Origin of the sequence: Flavisolibacter nicotianae, assembly GCF_003628535.1 — a bacterium.
Lineage (GTDB): Bacteria > Bacteroidota > Bacteroidia > Chitinophagales > Chitinophagaceae > Flavisolibacter > Flavisolibacter nicotianae.
The window spans coordinates 405,229-426,205 of sequence record NZ_RBCI01000004.1; the positions used below are offsets into that span (position 1 = coordinate 405,229).

General features: G+C 48.5%; 18 protein-coding genes. 6 read left to right on the forward strand and 12 right to left on the reverse strand.

Annotation, left to right across the window (positions count from 1 at the left end; all coding sequences use genetic code 11):
* Positions 1-19: 19 nt before the first annotated feature.
* The 6 genes from D6024_RS13510 to rpsO all read right to left on the reverse strand — a co-directional run bounded on the left by D6024_RS13510 (position 20) and on the right by rpsO (position 5,860).
* A complete protein-coding gene (locus D6024_RS13510) occupies positions 20-472 on the reverse strand; it encodes a hypothetical protein (protein ID WP_205573279.1) in 453 nt (150 codons plus the stop codon).
* Between the two features lie 163 nt (positions 473-635).
* Positions 636-1,454: a M48 family metallopeptidase gene (locus tag D6024_RS13515; protein ID WP_121355152.1), complete on the reverse strand. Its 819-nt coding sequence runs from the start codon at positions 1,452-1,454 to the stop codon at positions 636-638.
* A gap of 124 nt (positions 1,455-1,578) precedes the next feature.
* Entirely contained in the window at positions 1,579-2,238 is a 660-nt protein-coding gene (gene plsY, locus D6024_RS13520) for a glycerol-3-phosphate 1-O-acyltransferase PlsY (protein WP_121355153.1), read from the reverse strand.
* Between the two features lie 68 nt (positions 2,239-2,306).
* Positions 2,307-3,113 carry a 50S ribosomal protein L11 methyltransferase gene (gene prmA / locus D6024_RS13525; protein WP_121355154.1) on the reverse strand — a complete coding sequence of 269 codons (807 nt, stop codon included), beginning with the start codon at positions 3,111-3,113 and terminating at the stop codon, positions 2,307-2,309.
* Positions 3,114-3,169: 56 nt separating this feature from the next.
* On the reverse strand, positions 3,170-5,449 hold the full coding sequence (pnp, locus tag D6024_RS13530; protein WP_121355155.1) for a polyribonucleotide nucleotidyltransferase: 2,280 nt from the start codon (positions 5,447-5,449) through the stop codon (positions 3,170-3,172).
* Between the two features lie 141 nt (positions 5,450-5,590).
* Positions 5,591-5,860, reverse strand: a complete 270-nt coding sequence (gene rpsO / locus D6024_RS13535; RefSeq protein WP_121355156.1) for a 30S ribosomal protein S15 — start codon at positions 5,858-5,860, stop codon at positions 5,591-5,593.
* A 289-nt stretch (positions 5,861-6,149) separates the two neighbouring features.
* Between rpsO and D6024_RS13540 the strand changes: the two genes are divergently transcribed.
* Positions 6,150-6,902: a YqjF family protein gene (locus D6024_RS13540; protein WP_121355157.1), complete on the forward strand. Its 753-nt coding sequence runs from the start codon at positions 6,150-6,152 to the stop codon at positions 6,900-6,902.
* Positions 6,895-7,884 (forward strand): YpdA family putative bacillithiol disulfide reductase, encoded by a 990-nt coding sequence (locus D6024_RS13545; protein WP_121355158.1) that lies wholly within the window; start codon positions 6,895-6,897, stop codon positions 7,882-7,884. Before D6024_RS13540 ends, D6024_RS13545 begins: the two co-directional genes overlap by 8 nt.
* On the opposite strand, the gene D6024_RS13550 is transcribed toward D6024_RS13545, so the two are convergent.
* From D6024_RS13550 to D6024_RS13565, 4 genes are all read right to left on the reverse strand, one after another.
* Positions 7,871-8,605 carry an acyl-CoA desaturase gene (locus D6024_RS13550; protein WP_240410029.1) on the reverse strand — a complete coding sequence of 245 codons (735 nt, stop codon included), beginning with the start codon at positions 8,603-8,605 and terminating at the stop codon, positions 7,871-7,873. The two genes, D6024_RS13545 and D6024_RS13550, sit on opposite strands and share 14 nt — an antisense overlap.
* 139 nt (positions 8,606-8,744) lie before the next feature.
* On the reverse strand, positions 8,745-9,017 hold the full coding sequence (locus D6024_RS13555; protein WP_121355159.1) for a short-chain dehydrogenase: 273 nt from the start codon (positions 9,015-9,017) through the stop codon (positions 8,745-8,747).
* Positions 9,018-9,109: 92 nt separating this feature from the next.
* Positions 9,110-9,640 (reverse strand): YceI family protein, encoded by a 531-nt coding sequence (locus tag D6024_RS13560; protein WP_121355160.1) that lies wholly within the window; start codon positions 9,638-9,640, stop codon positions 9,110-9,112.
* A 99-nt stretch (positions 9,641-9,739) separates the two neighbouring features.
* The gene (locus D6024_RS13565; RefSeq protein WP_121355161.1) at positions 9,740-10,414 is read right to left on the reverse strand and encodes a metallophosphatase domain-containing protein; all 675 of its coding nucleotides are present in this window, start codon (positions 10,412-10,414) and stop codon (positions 9,740-9,742) included.
* A 295-nt stretch (positions 10,415-10,709) separates the two neighbouring features.
* Between D6024_RS13565 and D6024_RS13570 the strand changes: the two genes are divergently transcribed.
* Both D6024_RS13570 and D6024_RS13575 read left to right on the forward strand, forming a co-directional pair.
* A complete protein-coding gene (locus D6024_RS13570; RefSeq protein WP_121355162.1) occupies positions 10,710-12,782 on the forward strand; it encodes a TonB-dependent receptor in 2,073 nt (690 codons plus the stop codon).
* Between the two features lie 65 nt (positions 12,783-12,847).
* On the forward strand, positions 12,848-13,264 hold the full coding sequence (locus tag D6024_RS13575) for a nucleoside-diphosphate kinase (protein ID WP_121355163.1): 417 nt from the start codon (positions 12,848-12,850) through the stop codon (positions 13,262-13,264).
* 68 nt (positions 13,265-13,332) lie between these two features.
* On the opposite strand, the gene D6024_RS13580 is transcribed toward D6024_RS13575, so the two are convergent.
* Both D6024_RS13580 and D6024_RS13585 read right to left on the reverse strand, forming a co-directional pair.
* A complete protein-coding gene (locus tag D6024_RS13580; protein ID WP_121355164.1) occupies positions 13,333-14,265 on the reverse strand; it encodes a TraB/GumN family protein in 933 nt (310 codons plus the stop codon).
* A gap of 58 nt (positions 14,266-14,323) precedes the next feature.
* Complete coding sequence (locus D6024_RS13585; protein WP_162944752.1) at positions 14,324-15,361, reverse strand: ATP-grasp domain-containing protein; 1,038 nt, start codon at positions 15,359-15,361, stop codon at positions 14,324-14,326.
* Between the two features lie 358 nt (positions 15,362-15,719).
* Here D6024_RS13585 and D6024_RS13590 point away from each other — a divergent pair, with 358 nt between their 5' ends.
* On the forward strand, positions 15,720-19,004 hold the full coding sequence (locus D6024_RS13590) for a SusC/RagA family TonB-linked outer membrane protein (RefSeq protein ID WP_121355166.1): 3,285 nt from the start codon (positions 15,720-15,722) through the stop codon (positions 19,002-19,004).
* Positions 19,005-19,041: 37 nt separating this feature from the next.
* Positions 19,042-20,754 carry a RagB/SusD family nutrient uptake outer membrane protein gene (locus tag D6024_RS13595; RefSeq protein WP_121355167.1) on the forward strand — a complete coding sequence of 571 codons (1,713 nt, stop codon included), beginning with the start codon at positions 19,042-19,044 and terminating at the stop codon, positions 20,752-20,754.
* Positions 20,755-20,977: the final 223 nt, after the last annotated feature.

Consider the following 20,977-nt stretch of genomic DNA (forward strand, 5'->3'; position numbering starts at 1 on the left):
TTCTTTTATTACAGGGCGCTTATGCAGCAACCGCCTTTTTCGTTTTACGGGGAACTTTTACTTCCTCAACTGTTTCTTCAATCACCACTTCACACTTGTTGAAGCTAATGGCCTGCCAAACGTGGTCCAGTGAAACGGTTTCCAGGGTTTCATAACCCATGCCATACAACCGGCTCCAACTGCTATCACGGTTAAGATCCGTGCTGATCTTGGAAGTTGTTTTTGGATGAGCCACCCAGAGCCTTGTTTCTTCTTTCAGTGCCGGAACAATATCTGCCAGGATGTTGTTCAACTGACTTTCACTAACAGCGAAAATGAGTGCGAAATCAAGCTTACGGGATTTTAAAAGTGGGGTCAGATTTTTAGCGAAAGAGAGCTTTGCAAATTGCTTTTCTATTGATGAGGGTAGTCCCTGGATTAAAATGTTTTTTTCGTTTTTTAGAGCGAGCTTGTCTAAAATTGTTTGAGACATACGTAGATTTATTGGTTAACAAACAAGAAATAGAAAAGAAAAGAACTTTTTTCTGAAATGTTGTGCAAAGATAGTACATTCCACCCCCGCGTCCAAACATAATTTAATGAAAAATCCCGCCGAACGTGGGTTTCAGCGGGATTTCCTGTTCGTTTAACGTTTATTAACGTCGTGCTGTGCCTGGCTTATAGTACTTCAAAGCTTCAGGCATCCACTTCTGGATATCGGCTATGCGCTGGTCATCTGTCGGGTGATCGCTAAGAAAGGCCGGCGGTTTTTGCGAATTCGCCTGCGCCTGTGCCATACGCTGCCAAAAAGGAATTGCTTCCTGTGGATTATAGCCCGCAAGCGCTGCCCAGATCAGCCCATAATGATCGGCTTCACTTTCATCATTGCGCGAAAACTTCAAAATGCCAAGAGTCGAACCGACACCAAAAGCCTGCAGGAAGATATTTTGTGTTTGCTGCGGCCGGCTGGAAAGCGCTACCGACAATGCACTGCCAAGTCCTTGCGCTACCATTTGTTGACTCATCCGGGCATTTCCATGTTGGAAAACAGCATGGGTAATTTCATGGCCCAGAACAATTGCCAATGCAGCCTCGTTACGGGTATAGGGGAGAAGGCCCGTATAAACAACGATTTTTCCGCCAGGCATACACCAGGCGTTAGCCTGGTTGTCTGCCACCAGATTGTATTCCCACTTGTATCCCTGCAACTGGTCCTGAAGACCTTTGGATGCAAAATATTGGGTTACGGCGCTGGCAAGTCGTTGACCAACGCGGCGTACCATTTCCGCATCGCGGTCTCCCGATGGACTGACAACCTTGTTCTCGGATAGAAACTGCTGATATTGCTGGGCGCCCATGCTCTGCAACTCGCTTTCAGGCAGCAAATGAAGTTGTGATCTTCCGGTTATTTTGTTGGTGGAACATCCCACAACAAAAGCACCTGCTAAAAATAGGGTCAAAATTTTCCGTACCATTTCAAAAGTTTTACGGTTAGTCAATTCAATGATTATACCAAAACAAATAGAAATCCGGTTAGCAGACTCTACAGGAACTGTTAAATGGAGCGAATTACAATATGAAATCAACCATGAAGAATCCCTAGTCGTTTTCCTTTTCGGATTTTTGACGACGACGGTCGCGGTGCTTTAAAATCGGGAGGCGGTTTTCATTGCCTTTAAGTATACGGCCAATGTTTTTCTGGTGTGTTAAAATCACCAATAAAGCCACGACGATAGCGAAAACCCGGTAAAGTGTTTCCGGCTCATTGAAGATAAAAAGAATAAAAACCGGGAAAGCAAGACTGGCGAGGATTGAACTCAATGATACCCACCGGGTGGCATAAAGCACAAGAATAAAAATGCCCACACAACAAATGGCGACATTCGGTTGAATGCCCAACACCATTCCAAATAAGGAGGCAACACCCTTTCCGCCACGGAACTCAGCCCAGACAGGAAAAATATGCCCCACTACTGCGGCTAGTCCCAGACCCAATTGCATGTTCACAAGGTAAAAATCACCGTGGACTTCGTAAGGTAAAAAGAAGGCAAGCTTTACAGCAACCAGTGCCTTCAGCATATCCACGATCATAACAAATGTGCCCCATTTTGCACCGAGTACACGGTAGGTATTGGTGGCGCCGGAATTCCCGCTGCCATAATCACGAATATCAATTCCAAAAAAAGCCTTACTTGTCCAAACAGCAGTTGGAATGCTGCCCATCAGATAAGCGATGACGATCAGGAAAATTTCATTCATGTGCAAAAGGAATTGGAAGGCAAAGATAATTAATCAGGTGGTGTTTTCATGTTAATTTAAGTCACCTGTCACCTGATGTTAACAAACAACAGCGACACCCAGCCGCCCCGCTCTCCTCTTTTCTGCAACTGCAGACCAAATTGTTCAGTCGCTTTTGTAATGTCGTTTTCATCGGCCGCCAGTAAACCACTGAACAACACCAAACCGTTTTTCTTGATGATAGCGGCCAACTGTTCCATGTAACCCAAAATCACATTTCGGTTGATATTGGCCAGGATGATATCGAATGTCTCTTTGGGCAGGTTAGAAGACAACGAAACAGAAATTTTGCTGCAGCCATTCCGTTCGAAATTCTCTTTTGCATTTTCAATACTCCAGTCGTCCACATCAATGGCTGTTACCTTTGCGGCACCCAGCTTTTCGGCGAGTATAGAAAGGATGCCCGTTCCTGTACCGAAGTCAAAAACAGATTTGTCACGGAAATCGAGATCTCGCATCTGCTGCATCATCATGTAGGTCGTCGCATGATGACCGGTGCCAAAGCTCATTTTGGGAGTGATAATGATCTCGTGTTGCACCTTGACGATCGGGTCATGAAAATGGGCACGAACGGCGCAGAAATCCTCCACCACAACCGGTTGAAAATTTTGTTCCCACACCGCGTTCCAGTTTTGCTCCGCCACTTCGGATACGTTGAATTGGTATCCTTCCAAGATTTTTAAAATATCGTCCTGGTCAAAATCGATGGCTTCAAAATAGGCCTTTAGCTTTTCGTCTGTTTGCTCGAAACCGGTTGGATGAAAATCATCCAGCAAGGCAATTAATTCTTCTTGCTGGTAGTCATTGGCGATGATATCGATTTGCACGTGCTTCATGATGCAAAAATAAAAAGGCTGTCTTGCGACAGCCTGTAAAGTTTTATTGTTTGTGATTACAGGTTTTCCTGTTCCGGGTTTTCCTGCGGCCGTTGTTCACGGTTGTCATCCCTTCGCTGGCCATTGCCACCCTGGTTACGTTCAAGGCGAGGTCTGTCGCGGTTCTCGCGACCTTCTCTTTCTCCACCACCCTGCTGACCTTCGGGTTTGGGCAACAACACTTTCCTGGACAATTTGAACTTACCAGTTTTCGGATCGGTGCCTGTCAGTTTCACTTTTACCTTGTCGCCTTCGTTCAGAACACCTTCCAGCGTGTCAAGTCGCTTCCAACTAACTTCTGAAATGTGCAGCAAACCTTGTTTGCCAGGCAGGAACTCAACAAAAGCGCCATAGGGCATGATCGACTTAACAGTCGCTTCGTATTCGTCGCCGACGGTCGGAACAGAAACGATGCCTTTTACCCAGTTGTGTGCTTTCTCAACTTTTTCTTTGTCGGTACCAAAGATGCTGACCTCACCCATGTTGTTCTTTTCTTCGATGTTGATGGTCGTACCGGTCTCACGCTGGATCTCCTGGATCACTTTACCACCAGGTCCGATTACCGCACCAATGAACTCACGGTCGATAAACATCTTCACCATGCGAGGTGCATGCGGCTTCACTTCGCTGCGGGCTTGGGCGATGCAGTTATACATGGCATCCAGGATGTGCATCCGACCACGGCGGGCTTGCTCCAGTGCATTGCGCATGATCTCCATGCTAAGACCGTCGACTTTGATATCCATCTGGATACCGCAGATCCCTTCTCTTGTACCGGTAACTTTAAAATCCATATCACCCAGGTGATCTTCGTCACCAAGGATGTCGGTCAGTACGGCGTACTTTCCTTCCTGGGTAATTAAGCCCATGGCCACACCGGCAACGTGTTTTGGAACAGGCACACCTGCGTCCATTAGGGCAAGCGAACCGGCGCAAACGGTCGCCATCGAAGATGAGCCATTGCTTTCCAACACATCACTTACCACCCGAACAGTATAGGGATACTCGTCGTTCGGCATCATCTGCTTCAGGGAACGCTCAGCCAGTTTTCCGTGACCGATTTCGCGGCGGCTGGCGCCACGTAAAAACTTCACCTCGCCGGTTGAGAATGGCGGGAAATTATAGTGCAGGTAAAATTTCGAATCAAAGGATTTGCCGGCTGTTTCTACAAGCAGTTCATCCAGCGGCGTACCGAGGGTTACAGTCGTTAAGGACTGCGTTTCTCCTCTCGTAAACAAGGATGCACCGTGCGGCGTTGGCAATACATCCACTTCCATGTCCAGCGGACGGATATCTTCCAGGCCACGTCCGTCAAGGCGAACACGATCGTTCAGGATCATATCCCGGACAACGTCGTACTGCAGATCGGCCAGGTATTTTTTTACCAGCTTTTCTGTTTCCGTCGCAACTTTTTCACCTTCCGGCAGGTTTTCGTCTTTTGCCAGTGCTGCCAGAATTTCTTCAGAAATGGCCTTATACGCATCTTTCCTTTCCTGCTTGGGCAAATTGCCTTTCGACAATTGCTTCATCTTCTCGGTACCCAACTCGTAAACGCGTTTTTGAATGGCTTCATTCGTTACGGGTTTCGGATAGTCACGCTTGGTAGTTACTCCCACCATCTCCCGCAGTTCATGCTGCGCTTTGATCTGGATGCGAATGGCCTCATGCGCTACTTCCAGGGCTCTTACCAGGTCATCTTCGCTGCACTCTTTTGCTTCACCTTCCACCATCATGATATTATCCTGGGTGGCGGCGATAATGAAATCGAGTTCAGCGCTTTCAATTTCATTGCGGGTCGGATTGATTTTGAATTCACCATTGATCTTACAAACCCTGACCTCGGAAATCACTTCTTTAATGGGAATGTCCGAAACAGCCAGGGCAGCCGAGGCGGCCAAACAGGCCATGGCATCGGGCAATATTTGTTCGTCGGATGAAATGAGGGTCACAATGACCTGCACTTCGCATAAATAATCTTCGGGGAAAAGTGGACGTAAGGCGCGGTCAATTAAGCGGGAAATCAAAATTTCGGATTCACTCAAGCGACCTTCCCGTTTGAAAAACGAACCGGGAATGCGGCCGGCAGCCGCCATTTTTTCCATGTAATCAACGCTCAATGGAAAAAAATCCTGTCCTTCTTTCGGCTCCCTTGTTGCAACTACCGTTGCCAATAAAATGCTGTTGCCCATGCGCACCGTGACGGCACCATCGGCCTGGCGGGCCAGTCGACCGGTTTCAATGGTCACTTCGCGGCCGTCGCCTAAATCGAATGTTTTGGAGAATTTTTGCGTCAACATGTTTGTTGAAGTTTGGTGTTTGTCGCCTGGAGGCAAGACTCTCCGGAACGCAAACAGATGAAGTAAGGGTTGGTAAGAAAAATAAGCACGTAAAGCAAAAAGCCCTTCCGGTTGCGGAAGGGTTTCTGCTGAATATGCTGCTTATTTCCTGATACCTAATTTTTCAATCAACTGGCGGTAACCTTGCAGGTTGTGCTTCTGCAGGTAATTGAGCAAGCGGCGGCGTTTACCAACCAATTGCATGAGACCACGATGGGTGGAGAAATCTTTTTTGTTCTGCTGCAGGTGTGCAGAGATTTGAGAGATACGTTCAGTCAAAAGAGCAATCTGACCTTCAATTGAACCGGTGTTTGTTGCGGCTCCACCAAACTGTGTAAAAATGCTCGCTTTTTTTTCTTTGGCTAATGACATCGTTAACAATTTTGTAGGCATCCCGGTTGGATGCCGGTTTTTTGTTTTACTTATTTTGGCGGCAAAAGTAAGGCATCAGGAGGAAACGGCAATGAACTTGGTCCGTCTTTTTGAAATGTTAAATCAGGCTTAACAACTTTAGTGTCTTTCAGTTAGGTTGGCGAGGCCAAATTGAATAATCTGCTGGTATTTTTTTACAGCGCAGTAAACAACTGGCGATTGCCCGCAATCTTGCTATTGCTGTAATTGATGATTTATTTGCCGGCCATTCCTCTTTTACCTTTATAGCATGCCCAAACCTTTTCTTACGGCCGAATGGCAAAACCTGATTCTGGCGAATTATGCGGTTGATCCGGAAATTCTGAAACCTTACCTGCCCTGCAGAACTGAACTGGACAGTTTCGGGGACACGCATTATGTGAGCCTTGTGGGCTTCTTGTTCGCAAATACCAAAGTACGCGGCCTCCCGATCCCGCTTCACCGCACGTTCGAAGAAGTGAACCTTCGGTTTTATGTCCGTTTCAAAGAAAACGGTGGCTGGAAAAGAGGGGTAGTTTTCATCAAAGAAATCGTACCCAGACGGGCCATCGCTTTTGTGGCCAATACTTTCTATGGCGAAACGTACGCAACCCATCGCATGAAGCACGAATGGAAAATGACCAACGAAGGATTTGAAGTAAAGTATGAATGGGAAGTAAGGCGGGAGTGGAATTTTTTAAAGGTTGTCGCGGAAAAAATGGCTACGCCGATTCTGCAAGGTTCCGAAGCAGAATTCATTACCGAACATTACTGGGGCTACACGCAGGTTAATCCAAATTGCGCAGGTACTTACGAGGTGGCGCATCCGAAATGGAAGGTGTACAACGTTACCGACTATGCAGTAAACTGCGATGCCGAAATGCTGTATGGACGGCCGTTTGCCGAGGCGTTGGCCCGAAAACCTGTCAGCGTTTTCCTGGCGGACGGCTCTCCGGTCTCTGTTATGAAGGGCACGAAAATTTTTGCAACCGTATCTTCATCAAAACTTCCAAAGGTTGGATAAACAGTATCCCATTATCATCATTGGCGGCGGCCCCATTGGCCTTGCCTGTGCACTTGAAGCAAAAAAAGCCGGTATCGACTACCTGATTTTAGAAAAAGGCCCGCTGGCGAACTCCCTGTACAATTACCCGGTGAACATGACCTTTTTTTCCACGTCCGAGCGACTGGAAATTGGCGGTGTGCCGTTTATTTCCAACAACCCCAAACCTCGACGAACCGAGGCCCTGGAATATTACCGACGGGTAGCGCAGGATAACAAGGTTCACATCCACCTTTTCGAAAAGGTCACGGAGGTTTCCAGGTACGAAGAAGATGAAACGACCCGGTTTCGTGTTAAAACCAACAAAGGATTCTATTCAGCCGGCAGCCTTATTGTTGCCACCGGTTTTTACGACATCCCCTATCTCCTCAACATACCCGGCGAGGAATTGCCGAAAGTCAAACACTACTACGACGATCCGCATTATTATGCCTTTCAAAAAGTGGCCGTGATTGGCGCCCAAAATTCAGCCGTCGACGCCGCTCTGGAAACCTGGCGCAAAGGGGCCGATGTCACAATGATTGTTCGCGGACCGGAAATTGGCAAACGGGTGAAATACTGGGTACGGCCCGACATTGACAACCGCATCGCCGAAGGCTCGATCAAAGCCTACTTTAATTCAATGGTTACGGAGATCCGGGATAAAGAAATCGTGGTACAGACCCCGGAGGGCAACCTTATCCTGGAAAACGACTGGGTGCTCTCCCTTACCGGCTACCAGCCTAACCTTCCTTTCCTCCAGAATATGGGAATTGAATTAAGCCCGGATGAGGTACGCAAGCCTACGTATAGCGAAGACACACACGAAACCAACGTACCGGGCATCTACCTAGCCGGCGTAATTTGCGGGGGCATGAACACCCACCGGCTTTTTATTGAAAATTCAAGAGAACATGCCGAAAAGATCGTAGCTGATATCGCACAAAAAATCAGGCAGGATTGATAATCCGTATCACTTTCAAGCGGTTAAGCAAACGGATCACCGGATACACAGGATCAAATTCGCCTCTCTTCGCGGCAAAATTGCTGCGGCTTGGATACTTGTGATGGTTGTTGTGATACCCTTCTCCCAGCATTAAAAGATCAAGCTTGAAAAGGTTTTTCGATGTATTGTCGGTGGGAAAATTGGTATCACCGTATTTGTGCGCAAACCAGTTGATGATCACACCATGGATCGGCCCCATCAAAATGTGCACGGGGATTAACAGATACCACCATGCCGAAGGTGCAAAAGCGACATAAAACCAGGTGTAAGCCGCCGACCAAAGGATGCGGGAATACCAGGTATTTCCCCACCAGTCGAGCCAGTTTACCTGCGGAACGTTTTTTAAAAAACGCTCCTCCAGCGGAACGCGATTTTTCATGATCTGCACATAGGTCACCGATGTCCGCCACATCATACTGACCACGTTTTTGTCAAAAGAAGGCGAATGGGGATCATGTTCTGTGTCGGTATACGCATGATGAATGCGATGCAGAATAGCATACACCCTGGGACTCATATACGAAGAGCCCTGCATGACATAGGAATAGCCGAAGAAAAAACGTTCCCATCCGCTACTCATGGTAAACGCCCGGTGCGCAGCATAGCGATGGTGGAAAAACGTTTGGGCAAACAGCGACAGGTACCAGTGTAAAATGAAAAATACGAGAATTGCGATCATGTTAAAACGTTGATGCGGGAACAGGCTAAAAGACTTTAAAACTTTAGTCCATCGCCGATCTTTGGTTTACAGAAAGCGCAAAAATAGGTAGGAACAGATACAACTTGCACTGTTGCGACGAGTAAAATCCGGAAAAAACTTAGTCTTCGGCTTTATTGCTGACCAGCGAAAGCTTGGCAAAGTCGGTTCCACTGAAAATTTTGGCCAAATTAATATTCTGGGTCTTGCTGTATTCGACCAGGTGAGTCTGGGTGACAATACGCCAAAAATTCTTTTCCTTCAGCTCATTGTAGTCTTTGCCTTTCACAATCAAACCACGGACAGGGTTGCGTTTCTTCATTTCAAAGCGAATGATCTTGCCTTGCGGAACGGTTTCCCTGTCTAAAAACTGCTGGATTTGTTCTACTGTCATAGCGGGCTAAGGTAATGGTCTCGAACTGTTTTTTAAAAATTGGAACTGTTAAAAAGCAAAAGCGACGCCGGAACGCCGCTTCCAGCCTTTGTTTACGCTTGTTTCACCAGTTGAATTTCGCAATGAATGCGGATGTCATCGCTTACAACAACCTGGCCCGCTTCCGTAACCGCATTCCAGGTCAGACCAAACTCCTTCCGGCTGATTTTACCGCTAACAGTAAATCCAGCTTTGGTTTGGCCATAAGGGTCTACCACGATCCCGCCAAATTCAACGATCACTGTTACGGGTTTCGTTGTGCCGCGGATCGAAAGGTCGCCTGCCAGCGTGCCTTCTTCGCCATCTGTTTTGTAGTTGCGGCCTGTAAATTTCAACTGGCCAAAATTCTCCGCATCAAAAAAATCGGCCGATTTCAGGTGGGTATCCCGCTGCTGGTTGTTCGTATCGATGGAACCAATATCCGCCGTAAACTCAATTTTGGACGCCGTTGAGAAGTCGTCGTTTTCCGTTACCACTTCAAGGTCGAAGGATTTAAAATAACCGGTGACGGTTGTAATCATCAAATGCTTCACTTTAAACTGCACTTCCGAGTGCGAGGGATCTACTTTCCAAGTAATTGCCATAACGTAAGTTTAATTGTCAAATCTACTCAATGTTTAAACATTGATAAAATATTTTCCAGACTCCATGTGATATTGTACAATTGACTTGACCCTTTCTGGTCACGCCTCCTCTACTTCGCCAGACGCGGCTTTCGCCGAAGGGCGGGCCGCAACCTCAAAAACCAGGGGCTTGTTGGCCAATTCATACGCTTCATTTAACAAACATGCATTCACAAATTGAATGCCCTGTCGCTTAACCGAACCGTACGATTCATGAATGTGTCCAAAAACGTGGGCCTTTGGTTTGACTGCCAGCACCCGGTTCAGCAAGTCCTTGTCACCGGCGTGCTGGTCATTGTAAATGGTGTCGAGGATCCCATAAACAGGGCCGTGTGTTAATAAAACATCGGTGTCGTGCGGGATGTTGCGCCATTGCTTTTCCAATGGTTCCCCCCTCCGCTTGTTGAATGCCCACCGGTAATTCCAGGGTGTGTATGGCGACCCCCAAACTTTAATACCGTTCAGAACGACAGCTTCGTCTTTCAGGTAGTGCACACCGTCGGGTAACATTTTCTGAATAACCGAAAGCTTTTCCCGTTCAAAGAAAAAATCATGGTTGCCGGCAATAAAGATTTTGTACAGGTGAGGTTGTTTTCCCAACCAGTCCAGAAAATCGATCACTTCTTCCCGTGTGCTGCGGTAACCAATATCACCGGCATGCAGTAACACATCCCCTTTGGGAATCCTCAGGCTGCGGTGCCTGCAATGCGTGTCGGAAATAGCTACAAACTTCAATTCTGCCCGGAACTTTGTTTGTCCGTATTACCTAAAAAGTCCTGCCAACGGCAGGTTGCTGCAATTCTTATGGTTCATTGCAACCGTTTCATCGTTGCAGCAGGTCCGGGTCACTATCGACCCGTATTCCCATTCTTTCGAAAGCGACAGGCCGGTTTCGGAATAATTTTTCCATCCTTCCTGTCTACAATGACCGCTCCTTCACACCGGCCGAATTCCGTTACCAATTGACGTAAAAAATCCTTGTCCGAAATGATTTTTTTGTCCATCCATTTTTGTCCCTGTTACTTTGAAGATGAACCGCCAGATACGACCAGCCGCTGCCAGTGTTTTCATTGCATTTTCCTGCTTCAGTTCCGTTGCCTTTTGCCAGGAGGCCGATACAACAAAGAATCCATTGTCAACGGTGGAAGTCAAAGCCTATGGCCAAGCAAGGAAACTTAAGGACGTTCCGGCTGCTGTCGGTTTTGTCAATCAACAAACCCTGAATCGTTTCGGCTCTGCTTCAGTCGTTCAGGCCGTGAACACAGTTGCGGGGGTACGCATGGAAGAACGGTCGCCGGGCAGTTACCGGTTCAATATCAGGGGCAGTTCTCTTCGCTCTCCGTTTGGTGTTCGTAATGTGAAGGTGTATGTGAACGACATTCCTTTTACCGATCCCGGTGGAAATACCTACCTGAATGGGTTGGGTTATTACAACGTTGGTTCAATAGAAATTTTAAAGGGCCCGGGCAGCAGCCTTTATGGTGCGGGAACGGGTGGAGTGTTACTGATTGAAAGCACAACTGCCGGCGAACGTGCCAATTTATCTGGCGAATATTCGGCGGGCAGTTTTGGGCTGCGCAATGCCTATGCTTCGGTAACCGCCGGCAAAACTGATAACAAAAGCCGCATTGGCTTTCAACACCAGGTAAGTGATGGTTACCGCTATCATTCCAAAATGAAACGAGATGTATTGAGCTGGACCGGGAACTATCGCTCCAGCGAAAAACAGGCTATCAAAACAACGGTTTTATACAGCGACCTTTTTTACGAAACCCCGGGTGCCTTAACAAAAGCGGAATACACTGCCAATCCAAAAGCCTTCCGCCCGCGGGGAGCAGGATTTCCCAGCGCCGAACAGGCGAAGGCGTCCATTTCGCAAAAAACTTTTTTGGCCGGCGCAAGCCTGACTCAACAGCTCACGTCCTCCCTTTCAAATCTATCTTCGGCTTATGGTGCATTTACCGAATTGCGCAACCCAACCATTCGCAACTTTGGCAAGACAATGGAACCGCATGTTGGAGGCAGAACGGTTTTCTCGGTGAAAAAACAAATTGCACAAACCTTGCTGAACGTGCTTTTTGGTGGCGAACTGCAACAAAATTTTTCCACGTCTGCCGTGTTCAAGAATGTTGGCGGGGAACCCGACAGCCTGCAGTCCGATGATGAAATCCACACCCGCCAGTCATTTGCGTTTCTGCAAGCCAACGCCTCTTTTGGTAGCTTGGAAGTCACTGCCGGAGCGTCGCTGAACGGTTCTACGCTGCGCTTCCGCCGTTCGGCACCGACACCTGGCAGGGTGATGAACCGCACACTCAACAACCAATTGACTCCCCGACTGGCAATTGCCAGAAAATGGACAAACCTGACCCTGTATTCCAGCGTCTCGAAAGGTTTTTCGCCACCGACATCGGCTGAACTGTTGCCGAGCGGCAGTGATATCAATTTCTCGCTGCAAGCCGAAGAAGGCGTCAATTATGACCTTGGCGCACGGGGAACAATTCTTTCCGACCTGACATTTGACATCAATGCATTTTATTTCAGGCTGCAAAACACCATCGTGCAGCGGAGAGATGCCGGCGGTGGCGATTATTTTGTGAATGCCGGCAAGACATCGCAAAAAGGTGTTGAAACCAGCCTTGCCTATTCGTTTTTCCAAAAAGCTTCATTTTTCCGGAAAGGCTCCGTCTGGCTGAACCACACCTATCATGATTTCCATTACAAGGACTTTAAGCAACTGGCAGTTGATTTTTCCGGTAAAGCCTTGCCCGGTATAGCTCCCAACACGGTATCTACTGGCGTGGAAGTCTTTGCAAAAAATGGCCTGCTGGCGAATCTTACTTATTACTACAGCAGTAAAATCCCGCTGAATGACGCCAACAGCGATTACGCGAATGCGTATCATCTTCTTGGAGCGAAATTCGGTTTGGAAAAGCATGTTGGCAACCGCACCCAATTTAAATTGGTTGTTGGCGCCGACAATTTGCTGGACCAGCATTACAGCCTGGGCAACGACATTAACGGCTTTGGGGGCCGATATTACAATGCAGCAGCCGGGCGGAATTTTTATGCCTCGCTGATCGTGCAACTAGCACCAGCCGAGTGACCATTTCATAATTTGATTTTGATTTTCGCCGCTCTGCCTATTTTTGCGCTTCAAATTTTTGAGCTATGAGTAACAGAACATTTACTATGATCAAGCCAGACGCAATGCGCAACGGACACGCAGGTGCCATCCTGGACAAGATCATCAAAGCCGGGTTTCGTGTTGTAGCCCTGAAGCAGACTAAACTTTCACAAGAAAAAGCCGGGGAGTTTTATGCAGTACATAAAGAAAGACCTTTTTACGGTGAACTGACCGAATTCATGAGCAGTGGTGCTATCATTGCCGCGATCCTGGAGAAGGAAAATGCTGTAGCCGATTTCAGAACCCTGATCGGTGCGACTGACCCTTCCAAAGCAGACGAAGGAACGATTCGCAAACTGTTTGCAACTTCTGTCGGTGAAAACGCCGTTCACGGAAGCGACAGCGACGAGAATGCGAAGATAGAAGGCGACTTTTTCTTCAGCGGCTTGGAGCAGTATTAAACCAGTTGGATATTGGGATATTGACCTTTTTGCATCGAAAAATATCCCAATATCCAATATCTAATCCCTTAAATCTCCTTTACTTTTTTCCTGATCATTTCATTGGCCACCGGCTCAACCTTGTAACCGGCTGTTCGCAGGAGATTGATCACGCCTTTGGCACCCGGCAAATGCCCGGCTCCCACCGCCACCACCAGCGATTTATCCTGCATCAGTTGATGAAGCTTCTTTGCCCAGTTAGCATTGCGGTTGTACAAAAGCAAATCAATGAATGACGACATGCCCATGTCTTCTTTTTTCGTAATCTCTTCCAACTTTTCGAGTTGCTGCCGGCGATAGGCATTTGTCAGGATCTGCATTTCATCTTCACCGCCTTTATCGTTAATATGGTTGATCACCTGGTAAAGCTGCTTCGCCTGCAGTTTGTAAGGGATCTTATCGAAAATTTCCAGTTGAAAATCCATTGTCTCCAGTCCTTTGATGGCCACATCACTGCTTTTGGCTTCTTCCATAATCAATTGCTCCATCGAGATCATGTGGTCACAGGCCGTCGACTGCTGTTCGGCAACCATCGACGCGGTAAGCAAGGGCTTGTAGGTTTGCAGCATCTCAAACGGCAGCATGCTGGCGTTTTCGTGGAAGTAAGCCTTTACCTTTTTATATTCTTCCTGGGTCAACAGGTCGGCCAGCGTGGTGTCGCCTTTCATGCTCATGTGCTGCATGGCGCCCAGCATTTCAAACATGTTGTTCATGTCCAGTTCGAGGTAAACATTGTCGGCCCGGCTGATAGCCATCTTCAGGCTATCGCTCAGGGCGATGTCGTCGGCACAAAGAAGATGCATCGTGCCAAAGAGATAAGACGGTTTTTGAAGTCCCTTGCCGCTGATACGCCAAAGAAGCGTGTTACTCAGTGCGGCCGGTCCAGGTGCTTTTCCGTTTTGTCCGGAGGCAAACAAGCCGGCAAACACAATCAGTGCTGTCAGCCACAAGGTTCTTTTCATACAGGCAATTTACAGAAGGAAAAACAGATCCGGAAAAGCCGGCTTGTTTTTAACAAGCTCAGTAAAAAATTTCAGTCCAGTGCCGGGTAAACGCGGTTCCCCACTTCACCTCCATTTCATCCGGCTGAATAGGCAGGCCCAATTCCTGTTTGACCGCCAGCAAGGGAAGATTCACGCCGGCGCCGAGTGCCGCGACAATAGTACCCTGCACACGCGGATTAATCTCCAGCAACAGCGGCCGTCCGTCCTTTGCACGACGTACCTGGATGCCAATGTTTCCATGCAAACCAATTTCTGCGATGATTTTTGTGCAGTAGGCGATAATTGCTTCGTCCCGAACAAAAGTTCCCTGCACACTAATGCCATTGATGGTTTTTTGCCGCAGCCGCGGTACCACCAATACCGCCTCTCCCTGGTTAGCCAGGCAATCCACCGAATACTCGTCACCCGGCAAATATTCCGTAACCACAAGTTGCGGAAAGGGCTGGGATGCAAGAATTTTCAACGCATGGGTGTACGTGATGTAGGGTGTATAAGGCTTTTGTTGAAAAAGCTGTTCCGACTCATTGATGCTATCCGAAATAATACGAAAGCCGCGGCTGCCGTTGGCAACACAGGGCTTAAAACAAAAAGGTTCATGCGGGTGGCCCAATTCAAATGCGGCATGAATGAAATCTTCAATTGTTTTGGCAACGAAAAAATTCGGAACAGCCACTCCCCTGTCCCGTAAAAAACGGTAGCAGGCCGCCTTGTCATTGGCCACGCGAATGGCATCGTACGATGACACCAGAACCTTAATGCCGGCGTCCGCGAAGCGGGCTTTCTGTTGTGAAAAAGGAAACAATTCTTTTGTCACCAACGGCATAACAATCTGTATCCCCTCTTTCTGACAGAGAGCCAAAATGTGGCCTGCAAAACCTGGATCATTTGCCGGAGGATTCTGAAAAAAAGGGGCGTGTAGATGCCGCCCAAGTGCATTGGGATCAGCGTCCCCGACAAAGAGGCGGATGGCAGGATACCGGGTCAGGCATTTGATGATGCCCGGTGCACCCGGTGCGCCGGCGCCGGTCATTAAAAGATGAATAGACCTTTCCAAAACCTAAAGCATTGCGTTACCAATGTACCACGAAAGTACTGAAGTGAGAGGAGGAATATACTGCCTACATTGAAATCAAGTGAGGGAACACTTTGCGATAAAATTGCAGCGGGCTTTGCCTATTAGCAGATTATTCAGGCAAAAAAGTTTTCCACATTGATGCCTACACGATTTTGAACCTTGGGTAAACTAACTGTCTATTTTCCAACATGCAACACCGAAACGAACACACGTCGGCAATGTTCACATTAACCAGTTACCCCAAAAAGGGTATTGCAAAAATTTGCTTAGGGTTTTATAACGATTATCTTTTGTTAATAATTGTTAATTCTCCTTAAAAATCGTTAAAACGAACGTTATGCTTGCGAAACAAAACCAATTACGAGGAGTGGCCTCGTTGCTTCTTTTTTTGCTTGCCTTTTGGGCAAACGCACAAAAAACTGTTTCTGGGACTGTTACGACTGCCGCGAACCTGCCAATCGCCGGCGCTTCCGTCCTAGTAAAAGGAACCAAGAATGGTACGACGACCGACCTGCAAGGCCGTTATACCATCAGTGTTCCGAGCGACCAAAGTATCCTGGTCGTGAGCTTTATTGGCTACTCGAGCCGCGAAATTGCGCTGGCAGGAAAATCTTCCGTTGACATTTCGCTTAGCGAAAACGGCTCCACTCTGAATGAGGTGGTGGTAACCGGTTACACGTCACAGGCAAAGAAAGACATCACCGGTTCGGTAGCGGTAGTCAACGTGAAAGAACTGGTGGCTAATCCCGGTGCCAACGTGCAGAGTCTTCTGCAGGGTAAGGCGGCCGGTGTAACAGTGGGGACGTCCGGGATACCCGGGGCAGGTTCCAACGTCCGCATTCATGGCTACAGCACCTTTGGCAACAACGAGCCACTTTATGTGGTGGATGGTGCCCGGGTAGGATCCATTACGGAGCTAAATCCAAACGACATTGAAACCATGCAGGTGTTGAAGGATGCATCTGCAGCATCCATCTATGGTTCGGCAGCCGCTGGGGGTGTGATCATCATTACCACGAAAAAGGGCAAACAGGGCAAACCCAAAGTGACCTATGACAGCTACTACGGTACCCAAACCTTTAAAAAACGTTTGGACCTGCTGAACACGGAAGAATACGGACAATATCTCTTCTTACTGCAAAAAAATGCCGGGCTGCTGGATGCGCAGGGTCGTTTTAAACACGGGCAGTATGCGGGACCGACAGGTGTCAGCGACAAACCCATCATCCCCGATTACATTTATGCCGGCGGTGGCCTGACAGGCGGAAAAAGCGGCGCCATTTTTACCGGCGATCCAGCTGCTGATCCTTCCAGGTACCGGTACGATCCCTTTGATGTGAATGGCACGGGAACCTACCTGATTGTACCGGCCAACAAGCAAGGCACAGACTGGATCGGCGCCGTGCTGCAGGATGCGCCCATGCAAAACCACCAGCTCAGTGTATCCGGTGGATCGGAGAGCGCCAACTACCTTTTTGGCGCCGACTATTTTGACCAGAAAGGGATTGTTTACACCACCCGGTATAAGCGCTATGCCCTTCGGGCCAACACCAGCTTCACGATCAAAAACGCCATTCGCATCGGTGAAAATGTTCAGTTGAACCTGACCGACAGGAATGGCGTACAGGGCTTCACCAACCAGGATGAAGGCAACCCTATCTCAATGGCCTACCGGATGCAACCCATTGTTCCGGTTTTCGATATTGCAGGAAACTATGCAGGCACCCGCGGAGCCAACCTCGGAAACGCACACAACCCCTACTCGATCCTCGACCGAAGAAAGGATGCCAAGGAAAAACGGTTAGGCATAATCGGAAGTGTATTTGCCGAGGTGAATTTCCTTCGGGACTTCACCTTCCGGTCGAACCTGGGTATGGACTTCGGCAACGGCAGCAACTATGCTTTTGTAACGGGGTATTTTGAAAGCGCGGAAGGCCGCAGCAATATCGCCACGTTCGCAGAAGGCCAGAACTATGGATACCAGCTAACCTGGTACAATACCTTAAACTATAACAAGGTGTTCAAAAACATTCATGAAGTGAAAGCCATGGTGGGTACCGAGGTTGTTCAAAACCAGGGACGGAGTGTTTCGGGCAATGCCAACGACTTCTTCAACCTCGATCGTAATTTCTGGCAACTGGGATCTACGCTCAGCCCAACGCCGTTTGGTACAAGCAGCGAATTCAGAAGCCGCAAATACTCGCCGATCATCGCCCAGGTGAACTATTCGCTGATGAACAAATACCTGTTTTCCGGTTCTTTCCGCCGCGATGGATCGTCTGATGCCTTTGGCCCCAAAAACAAGTACGGCAACTTCCCGGCCTTCAGCCTGGGCTGGCGGGTTTCCGAAGAACCGTTCTTCCAGAATATCAAAGCCCTCAACGATTTTAAGCTGCGCTTTGGTTACGGTATCCTCGGTAACGACAATATCAGCTCACTCGGCTTCTTTAATTTCTTCACGATCAACAACGATGCCTCTTACCCGCTGAACGGCAGCAACACCAACTTCATGCCCGGCGTTCGCCATCAAACGATCGCCAATCCGGATATCAAATGGGAAGAAACCAGGACCGCCAACCTGGGTTTTGACGCCACCTTGCTGAACAACAAAATGGCTATCTCGCTGGATGTGTACGACCGCAAAACCACCAACCTTGTTTATGAAAGGGAGTTGGATCCAAGTCTGTACGGCGGCAGCGTGGCACGGCAGCCGATCAACATCGGCTCCATGGATAACAAAGGCATCGACCTGACGCTTTCTTATCGGGGCACGGCATCCAGAGACCTTCGCTACGACTTCAGCACCAATTTTTCGCTCTACAGGAACAAAGTGCTCGATCTCGCCGATCCTTTTTTTGAAGGAGACCGCACCCGTATCGATCCGTTCAACCGATCGGTTGTCGGGATGCCCATTTCCAGCTTTTACGGCTACGTCGTCGACGGCTTTTTTGATGATGATGCCGAACTGGCCTCGCTCGACCAGAAAGGAAAGCTGATTGGCGGATGGAAATACAAAGACATCTCCGGACCGGCAGGCAAACCCGATGGCCGGATCACACCGGAAGACCGCACCTTTATCGGTAACCCGCACCCGGATTTTGTGATGGGATTCAATGCCAATATTGCTTTCAAAGGTTTTGATTTTTCAGGCTTCCTGTATTGGAAGGCCGGCGGACAGATCGCCAACTATACCCGTTACTGGACAGACTTCAACACCTTCCAGGGTAACCGTACCCGCCGCGTTTTGTACGAAAGCTGGACACCGCAAAACAAGAATGCCCTTCTGCCACAAATTTCCAGCAACGACGCCACCAGCGGAACGCTGCCGGTCGACTATTATATCGAACCGGGTGGTTATTTGCGGTTGCGCAATATTCAACTGGGTTACACGCTGCCGCAAAACCTCTTGAAACGCTACAGCATTGACCGCATCCGGTTTTATGCACAGGCACAAAACCTTTTCACCATCACCAAGTACACCGGCCTTGACCCCGAGATCACAACCATCAACACAGGCCGGAACGACTATACACGTCGCTTTGCCGACAGGAACCTGGGTGTGGATGCCGGCAATTATCCTACACCAAAACAATTCATCTTCGGCATCAACGTCGGCTTCTAATCCAAGACATTAATTCTTAAAAAGCAAAACGAAAAATATGCAAACGGCATTCAAGTATAAAAAGGCAATTGGTTTTATGGCACTCTGCGTGTTCAGCCTTGTAGCCTGCAAAAAATCCTATCTGGACCCTCAGCCCTTCGGACGTTATTCCAGCGACCAGTTACTGAGTAAAAAAGGAATTGACGGCCTGTTGATCGGGACTTACGGCATGCTGGACGGCCAGGGTATTCCCGGCGCCAGCGGCTGGATGGTGGGTGCCACCAACTGGGTTTACGGCGATGTGGCATCGGACGATGCCTACAAAGGCACCGATGCCGGTGACCAGCCCCAGATGACGGAAATTGAAATTTATGCATCGCAGGCAGCCAATACCTATTTCCGGTTTAAGTGGCTATCGCTCTACGAAGGCATTTCACGGGCAAACGACGTCATTAACTTCTCGGGCAAAATCCCGGGCATCACTGATGATGAAAAGAAAAATTATGTTGCCCAGGCAAGATTCCTCAGGGGCCATTTCCATTTCGAAGCCAAACGGATGTGGAACAAAGTACCGTACATCGACGAAGCTACCACCAAGTACGATAACAAAACGGATATCTGGCCAAAGATCGAAGCCGACCTCAAATTCGCTTACGACAACCTGCCGGAAACCCAGGCGCTGGTGGGCAGTGCCAATAAGTGGGCAGCTGCAGCATACCTCGCAAAGGTTTATATGTATGAAAAGAAGTTCAACGAGGCAAAAACTCTGTATGATGTGATCATTGCCCAGGGACAAACTTCCAACGGCAAAAAATACGACCTGCAGGACCAGTACTGGAAGAATTTCGACATTGGCTATGAAAACTCTGCCGAAGCGGTTTTTTCCCAGCAAACACAGGCCAGCGGCACCGTTACGGGTTCTGCCGAAACATCCTACGAACTGGCTTATCCTTACGGCGGTGTATGGGGTTGTTGCGGGTTTTACCAGCCTTCGCAAAATCTCGTCAATGCCTACAAGACCACGGCGGACGGGTTGCCGTTCCTGGATGATTCATACAACAACGACAACCTGAAAAATGACGAGGGAATTACCTCAAACAGTCCGTTTACCAATGATGCCACAACACCGCTTGATCCACGGCTCGACTGGTCGGTAGGCCGCCGCGGTGTGCCGTACTGGGATTATGGCCAGCACCCCGGTCGAAGCTGGATTCGCGACCAGGCTTATGCCGGTCCGTACAGTCCCAAAAAACACGTGTCGAAAAACACCGACCTCGGAAACTTCACCAACGTGAACAACTTCAGGCAAACGGCCAAGAACTACAACATCATTCGCTTTGCCGACGTCCTGCTCATGGCAGCTGAAGCGGAGATCGAAGTAGGATCGCTGGAAAAGGCAAGGCAGTACATCAACCGCATTCGTGCACGGGCAGCCAACCCGGGTAGCATGGTAACGGGTGCACCGGCCAATTACCTGATAAAAGACTATGCAGTCCCCTTTGCCGACCAGGCTACGGCCAGAAAGGCTGTACGGTTTGAAAGAAGACTGGAACTAGCCATGGAAGGCCACCGCTTCTTCGACCTGGTACGTTGGGGAATCGCCGCTGACGTGTTGAACGCTTACCTGGCCAAAGAAAAAGACCGGAGAGGCTATTTGAAGGCCTCGGGCGGTTTCATTAAAAACAAAAATGAATACTACCCAATTCCCAACCCGGTCATTGAGATCGCCAAGAAGATGGGCAACGACCTGCAACAGAACCCGGGTTACTGATTTTGGAATACCAAACTGCTTTTACATTTGAAAGGATTTATTGGAAGGGCGATGAAGGATAACGGAGGACAGGAGGAAGAAATGACGCAGGTTGTTCTGCTAGGATAGCAGTTTCGTATAGACAATTTCATCTGAACAAAGAAGCCGGTAATCACCGGCTTCTTTGTTTTAACGCACCATATTTTTCGACAGCGATAAATTCAAAATGCTTGCTATTTTGCAG